This window comes from Streptomyces sp. NPDC051909, from assembly GCF_040681095.1.
GTDB lineage: Bacteria > Actinomycetota > Actinomycetes > Streptomycetales > Streptomycetaceae > Streptomyces.
Map to the genome: position 1 here is coordinate 65,769 of NZ_JBFAYA010000018.1, position 15,432 is coordinate 81,200.

Genomic DNA, 15,432 nt, shown 5'->3' on the forward strand with positions numbered 1-15,432 from the left:
CCGCGTACGCACTGCAGGCAGGGGAAACCATGGCTCTCACCGCCGAGGAACGTCGAGCGCGGATCCTCGACGCCGTCCGCGAACTCGGTACGGTTCGCGTGGTGGACCTCGCGGAACGCCTCGGGCTCGCCGCCGTCACCGTTCGCCGGGACATCGCCGCGCTCTCCGACAACGGGCTGCTGCACCGCTCGCACGGCGCCGTGTCGCTGCCGCGCGCAGCGGCCACCCCCGCGCCCGCCCCGACCGGCCGCGACCGGGTCATCGGCATGCTCGTCCCCACCGTCGGCTCGTACTTCGACGAGATCATCGACGGTGCACGCGCGGCCGCGGCCGCCGCCGGGGCGCGCCTGGTGCTCGGCATCGCGCCGTACGGGGCCACGGAGGATCGTGCCCAGGTGGAGCAACTGCTCGAGTCCGGCGTCGACGGTCTCCTGGTCACCCCCAACTGGACTCCGGAGGGCCCCAGCGGCGTCGGCGCCTGGATCGGCGAACTGTCCCTGCCCACCGTCCTCGTGGAGCGCCGCGCCCCTGCCGACAGCGCCGGTGCGGGCCTGGACTCGGTGGCGTCCGACCATCGCCACGGCGTCATCCTCGCCCTGCGCCATCTGGCCGGACTCGGTCACGGTGCGGTGATGCTCGCCGCGCGACAGGACACCTGGACGGCGTTCCAGGTGCGTGCGGGCTACGCGGAGGGCGTGCGGCTGCTCGGTCTGGAGCCGCAGCCGGTGATCGACATCGAGCACCCCGGCCAGGACTCCGAGGCTGTCGCGGAGCGGATCGCCGAGGGTGTGGCGAAGGGGGTGCGTGCGGTGCTCGTGCACAACGACCAGGAGGCCATCCAGGTCGTCCCGATCCTGCGTGCCCGTGGCCTCCGGGTGCCCGAGGACGTGGCGATGATCTCGTACGACGATGTGTTCGCCGCCCTGGCCGCGCCGCCGCTGACCGCCGTGGCCCCGCCGAAGCGGGCCGTCGGCGGGGCGGCCCTGGAGCTGCTGCTGCGCCGGCTGGACAGCGGCGACGCCGGACTGCCGGTGCACCATGTGGAGCTGCTGCCGCAGCTGGAGATCCGTGCCTCCTGCGGTGGCGGCTGATCCCCTCGTACGGGGGTCAATCCGCCTTGCGTACGGTCACGGTGACGGCCTCGGGTGCGAGCAGGGCCTCGGCTTCGGTGCCGTCGGGTCGGCGTACACGGATCCGACTTCCCTCGACGCGCACATGGAGCGGGGGTTCGGCCCCGGCCGCGGACACGTCCTCGGGGTCGGCTCCGGTCAGCCTCGCCGTGCCGACGAACAGCGAGTCCCCGCCGCTCGTCCGGCCGCCAAGGGCGGGTACCGCGCCCACCGTTCCGTAGGCGGTGCCGGCCGGCAGGGGGTGGGTCCCGGCCGTGGTGAAGCCGTGGACGTTCTCCATCGACGAGAGCAGTCGCGTGCCGTCGGCGTTGATGGCCACGACCCGGGCGGACAGGCCGTCCGCGCGCTCGTCGACGGCCGCGCCCGCCGCCGCCCAGCCGCTGTGCCGCACCTCGGTGCCGGGGTCGGTCCCGGTGACCAGGTGCGCGTGGACCTCGTCGGCGCCCACGGCCAGGACCACGGAGGTGACGGTGACTCCGGGGAGTTCGCAGCCGCGGATGCGGGGGCGGTGCGCGGAGGCGGCCCAGCCGTCGCCCGCGCCGAGGGGACGGATCCGGCCGCGTTCGCTGAGCTCGCCCCCGACCAGGACGCCGATGTGGTTGTCGGGCGTGCCGTCGAGGGCCGGGCCGGTGGCGGTGGAGTAGGCGAGGCGGGCGTACAGCGGGTTGTCGGGCTCCACATGATCGGTGGGCTGGTCGTCGCTGCCGTGGTTGTGGAGCCGGGCGATTCCGTCGGCGGCGGTGGACTGGATCAGCCATCCGGGCCGCGGAAGCGGGACCACGGCGTCGGCACGTTCGACCGGGGCCGGCTCCTCGACCGCGGTCCACACCGGATGCTCCGAGGGGAGGAGGAGCCCGAGGAAGCCCTTGCTCGCCCAGTACGGCGAGGCGGGTCCCGAGTACTCCTGCACGAGCGGCAGGTGGGGACCGTGCCAGCCCAGGGTGAGCAGACCGTCCTCGTCCAGGGCTCCGCGGTCCACGAAGTGACGCAGCACGCCGGAGGCGGCACGGCGGGTGGCGCCGGGTGCCAGCGGGGTGCGGCCGGTGAGGGCGCCGGCCCACAGGGGCGCGGTGGCGGCGAAGCGATAGGTGAGGGAGCGGCCCTGGTGCATCGGGGAGCCGTCGGCGCCGAAGGTACGGGCGTAGCCGTCGAGATGCGCCGCGAGCCGGGGACCGTACGCGTCGAGGAGGCGGGGGTCGCCGTCGAGGTGGGCGTGCAGGACCGGGTAGAGGTGGAAGGCCCAGCCGTTGTAGTGGTCGAAGGCGCGCGGACGGCCGTCGGTGTACCAGCCGTCGCCGAGGTACCAGGGTTCGATCTTCGCCAGCCCGCGTGCGACGGCGGCCCGCGCCGCGCCGTCCTGGTCCGCGCCGACGTCGGCGAGAAAGCCACCGACCGTGAACGGGAAGAGCCACCAGTTGTTGTCGACGGGGGTGTGGCGCAGGGCGCCGGTCAGCCAGGCCAGCGTCCGCGCGCGCACCTGCTCGTCGAGCCGGTCCCAGAGCCAGGGCCGGGTGATCCGCAGGGCGAGCGCGATCGACGCGGCCTCGACCATGGCCTGGCCGCGGTCGCCGATGGCGAGCCAGGAGACGGGATCGCCCGGCGTGAGGTCGGGGTCGGCGGTCGGGGCCCTGGTCCCGGCCGCCAGTCCCTCGGCGTAGCGCGGCAGGAAGCCGTGCGGATCGTCGCCGCCGGCACCCGCGATCCGGAAGGCCGCCAGCAGGAAGGTCCGGGCGAACCCTTCGAGGGCGTCCGAGCGCGTCCCCGAGATGCTCGGGCGGGGGCCGGGCAGGGAGATCAGGGCGTGCTCCGGACCGGCGTGGCGCAGGACCGCCGTCAACAGCCCGTCTGCGACCGCCTCCCAGTGCCGTCGGGTCCAGCCGGTGTACGGGCTGAGCACGCGGTCTTCCGGCGGAAGCGGGATCGAGGACATGGGGGCCACTCCTTGGTCCGACCAGGCGGACCGAATCTAGGGAGAGCCAGATCGAACGTCAAGGGATCGACCGAATGCTCCGAGTCCCGTCGGCTGAGGCTGCCCCCAACCCTCATGAAATGAAAGGTAGTTCCCCACAGAGCGCCACCAATCGACGATCATATGCGATCATTTGATCTGGATCTCTTGACTTCGATCAGAGGCGGCCGCACGATGGCGCCACCCGCACCGGTCAGCGACGGTACGCCGACCGGGCCCCTCCCTCACGGGCACGCCGCCCCATCCACAGGAGCCGAGCCACGTCCTTCAGAAGCATCCCTCGTCGCGGTCGCAGAACCCTCCGGCTCGTCGCCGCCGTCACCGCCTCCGCAGTGTCGATGGGGCTCGCCGCGGCCTGCGGCAGCAGCGACCCGGCCGGCGACGACGCGGGCGGCTCCCCGGTCACGATCACCTTCTGGGGATGGGCCAAGGGCACCGAGGACGTGGTGAAGGCGTTCAACGCCTCCCACAACGACGTCCGGGTGGCCTTCGAGCAGATCCCGTCCGGCAACGCCGGCGGCTACGCGAAGATCTCCAACGCGGTCAAGGCGGGCAACGCCCCGGACGTGTACAACGTCGAGTACGGCGCCCTGCCGGACTTCGTCAGCCAGGGCGCCGTCCAGGACATCACCGCGCTCGTCCCGGACACCCTCAAGGCGAAGTACCTGCCCCAGTCGGTCGAGCTGACCACCCTCGGCGAGCGTACCTGGGCGCTGCCCCTCGACGCGGCCCCGCAGGCGTTCTTCTACCGCAAGGACCTGTTCGCCGAGGCGGGCATCACCGCCCCGCCGAAGACCTGGGCCGAGTACCGCACCGCTGCCGAGAAGCTCAAGGCCACGTCGCCGAAGACCCGGATCGGGACCTTCTTCCCGGACGACCCCGGCGTCCTGGAGGCGATGGCCTGGCAGAACGGGGCGCGCTGGTTCGGTACGTCCGGCGACACCTGGACCGTCGACCTCGACGGCCCCGAGACCAAGCAGGTCACCGACTTCTGGCAGCGGCTGGTCTCCGACGACCTGGTCCACTCCCAGGCGTCCTTCAGTCAGCAGTGGACGGCCTCGCTGCAGAAGGGCGAGACCGCTGGCTACGTCGGTGCCGCCTGGGGCGGCGGCGTGCTCAAGAGCACGCTCGCCGACACCCCCGACGCGAAGGGCAAGTGGGCGGTGGCCCCGGTTCCGACCTGGGACGGAAAGCCCGCCAGCGGCATGCTCGGCGGCTCCACCTTCGCCGTCTCCAAGGACAGCAAGAAGGCGAAGGCCGCGGTGGAGTTCGCGACCTGGGCGACCACCACCCCGGAAGGGATCCAGGCCCGCATCGCCTCCGGCACCTCCTCGATGTTCCCCGCCTCCCCCGACCTGGTACCGGTGGCCAAGGCCGCGTTCGACACCGGCTTCTACGGTGGCCAGGACATCTACACGGTCTTCATCGACGCCGCCAAGTCGGTCAAGCAGGGCTGGCACTGGGGTCCCGCCATGGGCACCACCAACTCCTCCATGAAGGACGCCTTCGGCAAGCTCGGCGCGGGCGGCACCATCCAGTCCGCCGTGGACGCCTCCCAGCAGGCCACTCTCGCCGAGATGAACAACCGCGGACTCAAGGTCGCCCGGTGAACCAGCCCGACACCACCGCCTCCCGCGCCGCCGCCGTCGGCGCGCGGCGTGGGAGGCACGGGGCACCAGCGCTGCTGCTCGCCCCCTTCTTCGCGCTCTTCACCGCGGTGATGGCGGTTCCGATCTGCTACGCGGTCTACCTGAGCCTGTTCACCGAACGCCGCTCCGGACTGGGCTTCGGGGACACCGAGACGATCTTCACCGGCCTCGGCAACTACGTCCGGGCGCTCGGGGACGGGGCCTATCTGGACGGATTCCTGACCATCGGCCAGTACTGCCTGGTCTACCTCCCGATCATGCTCGGCCTGTCGCTGGTCATGGCCCTGCTCCTTGACTCGGCCCTCGCCCGCGCCCAGCGCTTCTTCCAGCTGGCGCTGTTCCTGCCGCACGCCGTACCCGGCATCATCGCCGCCCTGATCTGGACGTACCTCTACACCCCCGGCATCAGCCCGGTGACCAGCGCGCTCCACTCGGCCGGTGCCCAGCTCGACCTGCTCGGCCACCCCTTGCCCGCCGTGGTGAACATCGCCGTGTGGGAGTGGACCGGCTACAACATGGTCATCTTCTACGCGGCCCTCCAGGCCATCCCCCGCGAGGTGCTGGAGGCCGCGGTCGTGGACGGCGCGCGCCCGCTGCGGACGGCCCTCAGCATCAAGATCCCGCTGATCCGCGCCTCGATCACCATGGTCGGCATGTTCACCATGATCGGTTCGCTCCAGCTCTTCACCGAGCCGATGATCCTGCACGCCACCAGTCCGGCCGTGGTCAGTTCCTGGACGCCCAACATGTACGCCTACACCGCGGCCTTCGAACGCAACGACTACGGCCTCGCCGCCGCCGCCTCCGTGCTGCTCGCGCTCGTCGCGGCCGCCTTGTCGTTCCTCATCACCCGGGCCACCCGAGTCCGGTCCGAGCCTCGCGCGGAGGCCACCGCATGACCAACCTCGCACCCCGGAAGCGGGCCGTCACGCGCCCCACCCGGCCGGGACCCGCCCCCGGCGCGACGCGCGCGGGGCGGCCCTGGACCCTCTCCAAGACGGCCGTCAACGGCGCGCTCCTGCTCGCCACCCTCTACACCCTGCTGCCGCTCGGCTGGCTGCTCGCCGCCGCCGCCAAGAACACCCCCGACCTGCTCGGCGGCAACACCCTCACCCCGTCCACCTTCCACCTCGGACGGAACCTCCACGACCTCGCGACCACGGACGGCGGCATCTACTTCCGCTGGTACCTCAACTCCCTGCTCTACGCCGGACTCGGCGCCGTGCTCTGCGCGTTCATCTGCGTCTGCGCCGGCTACGCGTTCCACGTCCACGCCTTCCGCGGCAAGGAGAAACTGTTCGGGCTCGTACTGCTCGGCGTGCTGGTGCCCACCACCGCGCTCGCCCTGCCGATGTACCTGCTCGCCTCCGAGGTCGGCATCGTGAACACCTTCTGGTCCGTCTTCATCCCCTGCCTCGTCAACCCCTTCGGGGTCTATCTGGCACGGGTCTTCTGCGCCGGATACCTGCCCGGAGAGGTCCTGGAGGCGGCCCGAGCCGACGGCGCCGGCGAGCTGCGCACCTTCTGGTCGATCGGCCTGCCCATGGTGATGCCCGGCTACGTGACCATCTTCCTGTTCCAGTTCACCGCGATCTGGAACAACTTCTTCCTGCCCCTGGTGATGCTCTCCGACAACCGGCTCTTCCCGGTCAGTCTCGGCCTCTACTCCTGGAACGCCGAGACCCGCGCCTTCCCCGACTTCTACCCGCTCGTCGTCACCGGCTCCCTGCTCGCGATCGTCCCGCTGGTGGTCGCGTTCATCGCGCTCCAGCGGCACTGGAAGGCCGGCCTCACCGCGGGCAGCGTCAAATGATCCTCCCGCCCCACCGCTTCGACCACCCTCCGGAGAACCACGTGCCCCACCGCACGAGCCGGCCCGTCGCGCCCCCGCGCGCCGACGGCACACCGGGCCACCGCCCCAGAGCCTTACTCGCCATGCATCCGTGGCTCGCGCCCCGGCTCATCGACCGCACCACCCTGGACCGCCTCACCCTGCTGGCCGACCTCGACCCGTCGCTCGTCCTGGACGACTTCACCACTCCCGAGGCGGTCACCGCCCTCGCCGAGACCGAGGTCATCATCAGCAGCTGGGGATGCCCGCCGATCACCGGGGACGTGCTCGCCGCCGCACCCCGGCTGCGGGCGGTGCTGCACGCCGCCGGATCCGTGAAGCACCACATCACCGACGCCTGCTGGGAGCGGGGAGTCCAGGTCACCTCCGCCGCCGCGATCAACGCCCTGCCCGTGGCCGAGTACACCGTCGCCGCCGTGCTGTTCGCCAACAAGAAGCTGCTGCGGATCAGCGGGGAATACCGTGCACGGCGCGGCCCGTTCGACTGGACGTCCGAGTACCAGGACATCGGGAACTACCGCCGCACCGTCGGCATCGTCGGCGCCTCCCGGATCGGCCGCCGGGTGATCGAGCTGCTCCGCCCCTACGATCTCCGGCTGCTGCTCCACGACCCGTACCTGGAGGAGGACGAGGCCGCCGCCCTCGGCGCCCGACTCGTACCCCTCGACGAACTGTGCGCGCAGAGCGACGTGGTGAGCGTCCACGCTCCGCAGCTTCCCGAGACCCGGCACCTGATCAGTCGGGACCTGCTCGCCCTGATGCGCGACGGCGCCACCCTGATCAACACCTCGCGCGGATCGCTGATCGACCAGGACTCCCTGGTCGAGGAGTTGACCTCCGGCCGACTCGACGCGGTACTCGATGTCACCGAACCCGACGTCCTGCCGGCGGACTCGCCGCTGTACGACCTGCCCAACGTCCTCCTCACCCCGCACGCGGCCGGCTCCCTCGGCAACGAACTGCACCGCATGGCCGCGGCCGCCGCCGACGAACTCGCCCGCTACACCGCGAGCCGGCCCTTCGCGCACCCGGTCCACCGTGAGGAGATCCACCGGACCGCCTGATCACGAGCGGGGCGAAGGCGACCATCACGGCCGCCTTCGCCCCTGTGGACACGTCATTTCTGGATTATTCGGAGGTTGCTGTGGCACGGGCCGAGTGTGATGCCGGGAGCCACGGGTAGGTCGGCGTCGCGGGCGGCGGTGAGCCACTCGTGGACCTCGCGGTCGCGTCGCACGGCTTTGGCCAGGCCCTCACTGTCCAGGATGAGCGCGCCGCTCACGCGGCCGCCCCGGATCCGGAGGAGGTGCCGCCGGTGAGCTTGGCACGCTTGGCCGCCACGGCCTCGGGATCGGCGGGGCCGTTGGCTTCGTCGAAGTCGGCGATCAGCTCGTCCAGGTTGTCACGCTCGATCTGCCGTTGCGCGGCCCTCTCCAAGTACGCGGACACGCCACGTTTGCCGACCCGCGGAGCAAACCATGCGCGCGGCGCGAGTGGAGCCGATCGCTCCCTAGAGCCAATCCCGTCGCTTGAAAATCACGTACAAACTGACGCAGACCATCCCCATCAAACCGACCGCGAAGGGGTATCCGAGGCTCCAACCCAACTCAGGCATGGACTCGAAGTTCATGCCGTAGATGGTTCCGACGAGTGTGGGTGCAAAGAGAATCGCGGCCCAGGCGGAGATCTTCTTGATCTCCTCGTTCTGCTCGAAGCCCGCCTCCGCCAGGGCGCGCATCTCCGCGTTCTGCTGCTGGGTGACCAGGGTCGCGTTGACGGTGAGGATCTCCGTGAGGGCCTGGCGGAAGCCGTCGACGCGCTCGCTGGTGTGGGTGACGTGGTCGGCGACGTCGCGGAGGTAGCGCTGGAGTTCCTCGTCCGTGCCGTATTTCGCGAAGCCGGCCATCAGGCCGTGGAGCATGCCGACGAGAGGGCGGGTGGCGCGCTGGAACTCGACCATTTCGCGGGAGAGTTCGTAGATGCGGCGGGAGACCGCGGGGTCGCCGCCGAAGACCTCGGTCTCGATCTCGTCGATGTCGTTCTGGACGCCGGCGACCACCGGCGCGTAGCCGTCGACGACCGCGTCCAGGATCGCGTAGAGCACCGCCTCGGGGCCGAGGGCGAGGAGCTCGGGGTCGGCCTCCATGCGGGTGCGGACCGCCGAGAGGTCGGGGGCGGCGCCGTGGCGGACGGTGATGAGGAAGTCGGGGCCGACGAAGACATGGAGCTCGCCGAAGTCGACCTCCTCCGGGGCGTCCAGATAGCGGGCGGCGCGCAGGACGACGAAGAGCGTCTCCCCGTACCGCTCCAGCTTCGGGCGCTGGTGGGCCTCCATCGCGTCCTCGACGGCGAGCTCGTGGAGGTCGAACTCGGCGGCGAGGGAGTGGAGTTCGTCCTCCGTCGGGCGCTGCAGGCCGATCCAGGCCATACCGTCCGGGTGCTCGCGCAGCTGGCGGAAGGTCTCCGCGAGGGTGGCGGGGGAGGCGACCCGGCGGCCGTCCCGGTACAGCGTCGCCTGCACCACACTCGGCGACTGCGACCCCGACTGAGGCGACGGCTCGGCGGGCGCGGCGGAGTCCGGCGGCTCCGGCGTGCGGCGCCGGGCCGCACGCGGGCGACGGTCGGACATCGGTAGGGCTCCTCCGGGACGCGCGGGGTGCAGGCGGTCGTTTCGCAGGATAACCGGCCGAAACGCACAACGCCGGGATGCCTCGGGGCGCCCGCACCTCCCTTTGCGGACCCGAGCTGTCCGCAATCGCCGCTAGCGTGCGGCCATGGCCCCGAAGACGACGAAGACGACGAAGGCGACGAGGGCGACCAGGGCGACGCCCCCGGTCCTCTCCACCCGCGCTCTCAACCGCGCCACCCTCGACCGTCAGATGCTGCTCCGCCCCGCGCCGCTCACCGCCGAGCAGGCCGTCCACCACCTCGTGGGCCTCCAGGCGCAGAACACCAAGCCGCCGTACTACGCGCTCGCCGCCCGCCTCGACGGCTTCCGCCCCGAGGACCTGTCCGAGCTGATGGAGTCGCGCCGGGTCGCCCGTATCGTCTCGCTCCGCTCCACCGTGCACACCCACACCGCCGCCGACGCCGTCCCGCTGCGCAGGCTCGTCCAGGACGGGGCGATCGAGCGCGAGCTGAGGATGTTCGGCAAGGGGCTCGTCGGCGTCGACCTCGACCGGCTCACGGAGCTGACCGCCGCCGAGGTCGACGAACGGCCGCGCACCCCGAAGGAGCTGCGGGAACGCCTGCTCCAGGAGTGGCCCGACGCCGACCCGCAGTCCCTCGGCCTCGCCGCCCGCTGCCTCCTGCCCATGGTCCAGGTCACGCCCCGCGGGCTCTGGGGCCGGAGCGGGCGGGTGGCCCTCGCCCGCGCCACCACCTGGCTCGGCGCGGCGCCCGCCCCGGACTCGGGCCCGCCGGCCGACCGGCCCGCCGACCTCGACGAGACGGTCCTGCGCTACCTCGGCGCCTTCGGGCCCGCCTCGGTCAAGGACATGCAGACCTGGTGCGGTCTCACCCGGCTCCGGCCCGCCTTCGAACGGCTCCGCCCCCGCCTCCTCGTCTTCCGCGACGAGCAGGGCACCGAGCTCTTCGACCTCCCCGACGCGCCGCGCCCCGACGAGGACACCCCCGCGCCGCCCCGCCTGCTGCCCGAGTTCGACAACCTGCTGCTCTCGCACGCCGACCGCACCCGCGTCGTCCCCGCCGCGCACCGCACCCGCACCTGGACCGGCAACCAGGCCCACCGGACCTTCCTCCTCGACGGCTTCCTCGCCGGGATCTGGCACCTGGACGAGGGCAGGGAGCGCACCACCCTCACCATCGAGCCCTTCGTGCGGCCCACCAAGGCGCAGCGCGACGCGCTCACCTCCGAGGCCGAGCGGACCCTGCGCCTGCTCGCACCCGCCGGTCTCCCGTACGAGATCCGTCACGAGGATCCAGAGGATCCACAGGACACCCCCTAGATCAGCGCCCCCGCCCGCCGCGCCGCCACCACCGCCTCCAGGCGGGTGTGCGCGCCCAGCTTGCGCATCGCCGAGCGGAGGTAGCCCTTCACCGTCTCCGGACGCAGGCCGAGCCGCTCCGCCACCGCGGCGTTCGTCGCTCCCGAGGCCACCGCGGCCAAGACGTCCGTCTCGCGCGGGGTCAGGGTCACGTCGGGGGCCGACCCCGACACGCCGCTGCCCGAGGCCGTCTCCAGGCGCCCGCACACGGCCCACAGCCGCTCCCGGAGCTCGGGGTCGGTCACCCGGGGTGCCAGCTCGCGCAGCTCCCCGTACGCCTGCCGCATCTCCTCCCGCTCGGCCACCAGACGCCGCACCTCGTCGTGGACGGCGAGCGCCTGCTCCACGTCGCGGGCCGCCGCGACCGCCGCGTCGAAGACGCGCTCGCCGATCGGCAGGGCGTCGCGCAGGGCGCCGTACAGCACGCCCCGCACCTTTCGTCGTACGACCAGGGGCACCGCGATCACGGAGCGCAGGCCCTCCGCTCCGACCGGGCCGTCGTACTCGTGGGTGATGTGGCGGGCGGACGGGTAGTCCGTGACCGCGCACGGCCGGGACAGGGCGAGACACTTCCCGCCGAGGCCGGAGCCGGTGGAGATGGCCAGGCCGCGCAGCGCCGGGGTGACCGCGCCGCTCAGCTCCGCGATCCGCATCGTGAAGCCGTCGTGGAGCAGGCCGCCGAAGGCCACCTGCAGGCCCGTGGCGCGCCGAAGCCGCAGCAGCGCGTCGCGCAGCCCGACCGCCTCCACCTCCCCTGTCGCCGCCGCTACCCCCTCGACCCGCTCCGGCACGTTGTTCTCCTTCGTCGCGTCCAACACCCCCGAACGGGGGTAGTGAGACCTGGGTCACTGATTACACGATGTCGGGGACCGGTCCCGCAATGGATGGGTGCCGCGACGAGGAGGACGAGGACGCATGACCACGACGAGTGCGACGGAGGCGACGGAGAGGTTCCGGGCCGCCCGCGACTTCCTGCTCCAGTACCGGGAGGACTACGAGACGGCGTACGCAGGCTTCGCCTGGCCCCGCCCCGACCGGTTCAACTGGGCGCTCGACTGGTTCGACGTCATCGCCGCAGGCAACGACCGCACCGCGCTGCACATCGTCGAGGAGGACGGCACCGAGACGAAGCTGAGCTTCGCCGCGATGTCGGAGCGCTCCAACCGGGTGGCGAACTGGCTGAGCGCGCAGGGCGTCCGCGCCGGCGACCGCATGATCGTCATGCTCGGCAACCAGGTCGAGCTGTGGGAGACCATGCTCGCCGCGATGAAGCTGCGCGCCGTCGTCATCCCCGCCACCCCGCTCCTCGGCCCCGCCGACCTGCGCGACCGGGTGGACCGCGGCCGGGCCCGGCACGTGCTCGTGCGGGCCGAGGACACCGCCAAGTTCGACGACGTGCCCGGGGACTACACCCGGATCGCGGTCGGCGGCGACGGGGTGAGCTGGCTCGGTTACGAGGAGGCGTACGGCGCCTCCGCCGAGTTCACGCCCGGCGGCGCGACCCACGCCGACGACACCCTCATGCTCTACTTCACCTCCGGCACCACCGCCCGCCCCAAGCTGGTCGAGCACACCCACACCTCGTACCCGGTCGGACACCTCGCGACGATGTACTGGATCGGGCTGAAGCCCGGCGACGTGCACCTCAACATCTCCTCGCCCGGCTGGGCCAAGCACGCCTGGTCCAACCTCTTCGCCCCGTGGAACGCGGAGGCGACCGTCTTCATCCACAACTACACGCGCTTCGACCCGGCCCGGCTGATGGCCGAGATGGACCGGCACGGCGTCACCAGCTTCTGCGCCCCGCCCACCGTGTGGCGGATGCTGATCCAGGCCGACCTCGGTCAGCTGACCACCCCGCCCCGCGAGGTCGTCGCGGCCGGCGAGCCGCTCAACCCGGAGGTCATCGAGTCCGTCCGGCGCGCCTGGGGCGTCACCATCCGGGACGGCTTCGGGCAGACCGAGAGCGCCGTACAGGTGTCGAACAGCCCTGGTCAGCGGCTCAAGGAGGGCTCGATGGGGCGGCCGAGCCCCGGCTACCGGGTCACCCTGGTCGACCCGGTGAGCGGGGAGCCGGACGTCGAGGAGGGCGAGATCTGCCTCGACCTCGCCGCCGCCCCGGTCGGCCTGATGACCGGCTACCACGGGGACCCGGAGCGCACGGCCGAGGCGATGGCCGGCGGCTACTACCGCACCGGCGACATCGGCGCCCGCGACGCCGAGGGCTACATCACCTACGTGGGGCGCGCGGACGACGTCTTCAAGGCGAGCGACTACAAGATCAGCCCCTTCGAGCTGGAGAGCGCGCTCCTGGAGCACGAGGCGGTCGCCGAGGCCGCCGTCGTCCCCGCCCCCGACCCGCTGAGACTGGCCGTCCCCAAGGCGTACGTGGTGCTGGCGGCCGGCTGGGAGCCGGGCCCCGACACCGCCAAGGCGCTCTTCGCGCACTCACGCGAAGTGCTCGCCCCGTACAAGCGGATCCGCCGGATCGAGTTCGCCGACCTGCCGAAGACCGTCTCCGGCAAGATCCGCCGCGTCGAGCTGCGCAAGCTCACGGCGGACGGCGAGACCGGCACCGAGTACACGGAAGGAGACCTCGCATGACGCGCGCGAACGGCCTCTCGTACGCCCACGGGACCTGCCCCACCCCGCTCCTCGGCGACACCATCGGCGCCAACCTCGACCGGGCCGTCGCCGCCTGGCCGGACCGCGAGGCCCTGGTCGAGGTGCCGACCGGACGCCGCTGGACGTACGCGCAGTTCGGCGCCGACGTCGACCGGCTCGCGGACGCGCTGCTCGGCAGCGGCGTCATGAAGGGCGACCGGGTCGGCATCTGGGCGGTCAACTGCGCGGAGTGGGTGCTCGTGCAGTACGCCACGGCACGCATCGGCGCCATCATGGTGAACATCAACCCGGCCTATCGCGCGCACGAGTTGGAATACGTCCTCAACCAGGCCGGCATCAGCCTGCTCTTCGCCTCGCTCTCCCACAAGACCAGCGACTACCGGGCCATGGTCGAGGAGGTGCGCGGCCGCTGCCCGCGGTTGCGGGAGGCGGTCTACTTCGGCGACCCGAGCTGGGACGAACTCCTCGCCCGCACCGCACCGGAGGGCGTCCGGCCCGCCGAACTGTCCTGCGACGAGCCGGTCAACATCCAGTACACCTCGGGGACCACCGGCTTCCCGAAGGGCGCCACCCTCTCCCACCACAACATCCTCAACAACGGCTATTTCGTCGGCGAGATGATCGCGTACAGCGAGCAGGACAGAATCTGCATTCCTGTCCCGTTCTATCACTGTTTCGGCATGGTGATGGGCAACCTCGCGGCCACCTCGCACGGCGCCTGCATGGTGATCCCGGCCCCGTCCTTCGACCCGGCCGCCACCCTGCGCGCGGTGCAGGAGGAGCGCTGCACCTCGCTCTACGGGGTGCCGACGATGTTCATCGCCGAGCTCAACCTGCCGGACTTCGCCACGTACGACCTCTCGACCCTGCGCACCGGCATCATGGCGGGCTCGCCGTGCCCGGTGGAGGTCATGAAGCGGGTGGTCGCCGAGATGAACATGGCGGAGGTGTCCATCTGTTACGGCATGACGGAGACCTCGCCGGTCTCCACCCAGACCCGCCGCGACGACGACCTGGAACGGCGCACCGGCACCGTCGGCCGGGTGCTGCCGCACGTCGAGGTGAAGATCGTCGACCCGGCCACCGGCCTCACCGTGCCCCGCGGCACGGCCGGCGAGCTGTGCACCCGCGGCTACAGCGTGATGCTGGGCTACTGGGACGAGCCCGAGAAGACCGCCGAGGCGATCGACGCGGGCCGCTGGATGCACACCGGCGACCTCGCCGTGCTCCGCGAGGACGGCTACGTCCAGATCGTCGGCCGTATCAAGGACATGATCATCCGCGGCGGCGAGAACGTGTACCCGCGCGAGATCGAGGAGTTCCTGTACGGATACGCCAAGATCGCCGACGTGCAGGTCGTGGGCGTGCCGGACGAGCGGTACGGCGAGGAGATCCTCGCCTGCGTGATCCCTCGCGACCCGGCCGACCCGCCCACCCTGGCGGAGGTCACGGCCTTCTGCCGGGACCGCCTCGCCCACTACAAGATCCCGCGCCGGGTGGAGATCCTGGCCGAGTTCCCGATGACGGTCAGCGGGAAGGTGCGGAAGGTGGAACTGCGGGAGCGGTACGGGGCGGGCTGACCTTCCCGGCGGACGCGCCGGCCCCCACGCCGAGCTCCCTGCGCATGCACACCCGGGGCCACGCCGCCAGCCCGTGCGCGGCCTCGGCGGCGCCGATCGCGCGCAGGCCCTCGGTGAGTGCGGGGTCGCCGGTGTCGAGGCGGCGGAAGCCGAGCCGGGTGTAGTAGGGGGCGTTCCACGGCACCTCGGCGAAGGTCGTCAGGGTCAGCGCCGTCAGGCCCTGCTCCCGGGCGCCCTCCGCCAGGTGCTCGATCAGCGCCCGCCCGACACCCCGCCGGGCGGCGTCCGGATGCACCGAGACCTGCTCGATGTGGGCCGCCCCGTCGACGGTGTCCGTGAGCAGATACGCGACGGGCCGGTCGCTCGCGTCCACGGCCACCCAGGCGCGGCCCGCGTCGCGATAGCCCTCCAGGACGTCCAGCGGCAGGGGGTCGTCGTCTGCGATCTCTCCCATGCCGAGGGGCCGAAAAGCCTCGCCCGCGGCGCGTTCGATGTCCTGGAGCAGGGGGAGTTCGGCCGGTGCGGCCGCTCGGATGCGCATACGCCAGTATGGCGCGCCGCGGGGAGGAAAGAGGAAAGGAGTCAGGGTTTCGGGGTGGGCCGGGACGAGCCGGCGCCGG

At 71.9% G+C, this 15,432-nt stretch carries 13 protein-coding genes and 1 pseudogene; 8 read left to right on the forward strand and 6 right to left on the reverse strand.

The genetic code is table 11. From position 1 onward, the window contains the following. Window positions 1-29 precede the first annotated feature (29 nt). On the forward strand, window positions 30-1,091 hold the full coding sequence (locus AB0M18_RS26380; protein ID WP_365762147.1) for a LacI family DNA-binding transcriptional regulator: 1,062 nt from the start codon (window positions 30-32) through the stop codon (window positions 1,089-1,091). Window positions 1,092-1,107: 16 nt separating this feature from the next. Here the strand turns inward: AB0M18_RS26380 and AB0M18_RS26385 are convergent, their stop codons facing one another. Next, window positions 1,108-3,060 (reverse strand): DUF2264 domain-containing protein, encoded by a 1,953-nt coding sequence (locus tag AB0M18_RS26385; RefSeq protein WP_365762149.1) that lies wholly within the window; start codon window positions 3,058-3,060, stop codon window positions 1,108-1,110. A 377-nt stretch (window positions 3,061-3,437) separates the two neighbouring features. On the opposite strand from AB0M18_RS26385, the gene AB0M18_RS26390 reads away from it, so the two are divergent. The 4 genes from AB0M18_RS26390 to AB0M18_RS26405 all read left to right on the forward strand — a co-directional run bounded on the left by AB0M18_RS26390 (window position 3,438) and on the right by AB0M18_RS26405 (window position 7,664). Then, complete coding sequence (locus AB0M18_RS26390; RefSeq protein ID WP_365762151.1) at window positions 3,438-4,709, forward strand: sugar ABC transporter substrate-binding protein; 1,272 nt, start codon at window positions 3,438-3,440, stop codon at window positions 4,707-4,709. Window positions 4,710-4,780: 71 nt separating this feature from the next. Beyond that, window positions 4,781-5,647 (forward strand): sugar ABC transporter permease, encoded by an 867-nt coding sequence (locus AB0M18_RS26395; RefSeq protein ID WP_365762284.1) that lies wholly within the window; start codon window positions 4,781-4,783, stop codon window positions 5,645-5,647. After that, window positions 5,644-6,561 (forward strand): carbohydrate ABC transporter permease, encoded by a 918-nt coding sequence (locus AB0M18_RS26400; protein WP_365762153.1) that lies wholly within the window; start codon window positions 5,644-5,646, stop codon window positions 6,559-6,561. Before AB0M18_RS26395 ends, AB0M18_RS26400 begins: the two co-directional genes overlap by 4 nt. Window positions 6,562-6,683: 122 nt before the next feature. Next, window positions 6,684-7,664 (forward strand): hydroxyacid dehydrogenase, encoded by a 981-nt coding sequence (locus tag AB0M18_RS26405; RefSeq protein ID WP_365762155.1) that lies wholly within the window; start codon window positions 6,684-6,686, stop codon window positions 7,662-7,664. A gap of 110 nt (window positions 7,665-7,774) precedes the next feature. On the opposite strand, the pseudogene AB0M18_RS26410 reads toward AB0M18_RS26405, so the two are convergent. The 3 genes and pseudogenes from AB0M18_RS26410 to AB0M18_RS26420 all read right to left on the reverse strand — a co-directional run. Beyond that, window positions 7,775-7,882, reverse strand: a pseudogene (locus AB0M18_RS26410) (DNA-binding protein); the annotation flags it as partial. Continuing rightward, on the reverse strand, window positions 7,879-8,121 hold the full coding sequence (locus AB0M18_RS26415) for a hypothetical protein (protein WP_365762287.1): 243 nt from the start codon (window positions 8,119-8,121) through the stop codon (window positions 7,879-7,881). The gene AB0M18_RS26415 and the pseudogene AB0M18_RS26410, both read right to left, overlap by 4 nt. Then, window positions 8,111-9,229, reverse strand: a complete 1,119-nt coding sequence (locus AB0M18_RS26420) for a magnesium and cobalt transport protein CorA (protein ID WP_365762157.1) — start codon at window positions 9,227-9,229, stop codon at window positions 8,111-8,113. Before AB0M18_RS26420 ends, AB0M18_RS26415 begins: the two co-directional genes overlap by 11 nt. Before the next feature lie 145 nt (window positions 9,230-9,374). Between AB0M18_RS26420 and AB0M18_RS26425 the strand changes: the two genes are divergently transcribed. Continuing rightward, window positions 9,375-10,568, forward strand: a complete 1,194-nt coding sequence (locus AB0M18_RS26425; RefSeq protein ID WP_365762159.1) for a winged helix DNA-binding domain-containing protein — start codon at window positions 9,375-9,377, stop codon at window positions 10,566-10,568. On the opposite strand, the gene AB0M18_RS26430 is transcribed toward AB0M18_RS26425, so the two are convergent. Then, the gene (locus AB0M18_RS26430; RefSeq protein ID WP_365762289.1) at window positions 10,565-11,356 is read right to left on the reverse strand and encodes a LuxR C-terminal-related transcriptional regulator; all 792 of its coding nucleotides are present in this window, start codon (window positions 11,354-11,356) and stop codon (window positions 10,565-10,567) included. The genes AB0M18_RS26425 and AB0M18_RS26430 overlap by 4 nt on opposite strands. Window positions 11,357-11,522: 166 nt before the next feature. Between AB0M18_RS26430 and AB0M18_RS26435 the strand changes: the two genes are divergently transcribed. Both AB0M18_RS26435 and AB0M18_RS26440 read left to right on the forward strand, forming a co-directional pair. After that, a complete protein-coding gene (locus AB0M18_RS26435; protein WP_365762162.1) occupies window positions 11,523-13,211 on the forward strand; it encodes an AMP-binding protein in 1,689 nt (562 codons plus the stop codon). Then, the gene (locus AB0M18_RS26440) at window positions 13,208-14,812 is read left to right on the forward strand and encodes an AMP-binding protein (RefSeq protein WP_365762164.1); all 1,605 of its coding nucleotides are present in this window, start codon (window positions 13,208-13,210) and stop codon (window positions 14,810-14,812) included. The genes AB0M18_RS26435 and AB0M18_RS26440 overlap by 4 nt, the downstream gene beginning before the upstream one ends. Here the strand turns inward: AB0M18_RS26440 and AB0M18_RS26445 are convergent. Beyond that, window positions 14,760-15,353, reverse strand: a complete 594-nt coding sequence (locus tag AB0M18_RS26445; RefSeq protein ID WP_365762166.1) for a GNAT family N-acetyltransferase — start codon at window positions 15,351-15,353, stop codon at window positions 14,760-14,762. The two genes, AB0M18_RS26440 and AB0M18_RS26445, sit on opposite strands and share 53 nt — an antisense overlap. Window positions 15,354-15,432 lie beyond the last annotated feature (79 nt).

Excerpts from the sequence above, each read along its gene's own strand:
- AB0M18_RS26380 (WP_365762147.1), top strand. The coding sequence starts at position 30 with ATGGCTCTCACCGCCGAGGAACGTCGAGCGCGGATCCTCGACGCCGTC.
- AB0M18_RS26385 (WP_365762149.1), bottom strand. The coding sequence starts at position 3,060 with ATGTCCTCGATCCCGCTTCCGCCGGAAGACCGCGTGCTCAGCCCGTAC.
- AB0M18_RS26390 (WP_365762151.1), top strand. The coding sequence starts at position 3,438 with ATGGGGCTCGCCGCGGCCTGCGGCAGCAGCGACCCGGCCGGCGACGAC.
- AB0M18_RS26400 (WP_365762153.1), top strand. The coding sequence starts at position 5,644 with ATGACCAACCTCGCACCCCGGAAGCGGGCCGTCACGCGCCCCACCCGG.
- AB0M18_RS26405 (WP_365762155.1), top strand. The coding sequence starts at position 6,684 with ATGCATCCGTGGCTCGCGCCCCGGCTCATCGACCGCACCACCCTGGAC.
- AB0M18_RS26420 (WP_365762157.1), bottom strand. The coding sequence starts at position 9,229 with ATGTCCGACCGTCGCCCGCGTGCGGCCCGGCGCCGCACGCCGGAGCCG.
- AB0M18_RS26425 (WP_365762159.1), top strand. The coding sequence starts at position 9,375 with ATGGCCCCGAAGACGACGAAGACGACGAAGGCGACGAGGGCGACCAGG.
- AB0M18_RS26435 (WP_365762162.1), top strand. The coding sequence starts at position 11,523 with ATGACCACGACGAGTGCGACGGAGGCGACGGAGAGGTTCCGGGCCGCC.
- AB0M18_RS26440 (WP_365762164.1), top strand. The coding sequence starts at position 13,208 with ATGACGCGCGCGAACGGCCTCTCGTACGCCCACGGGACCTGCCCCACC.
- AB0M18_RS26445 (WP_365762166.1), bottom strand. The coding sequence starts at position 15,353 with ATGCGCATCCGAGCGGCCGCACCGGCCGAACTCCCCCTGCTCCAGGAC.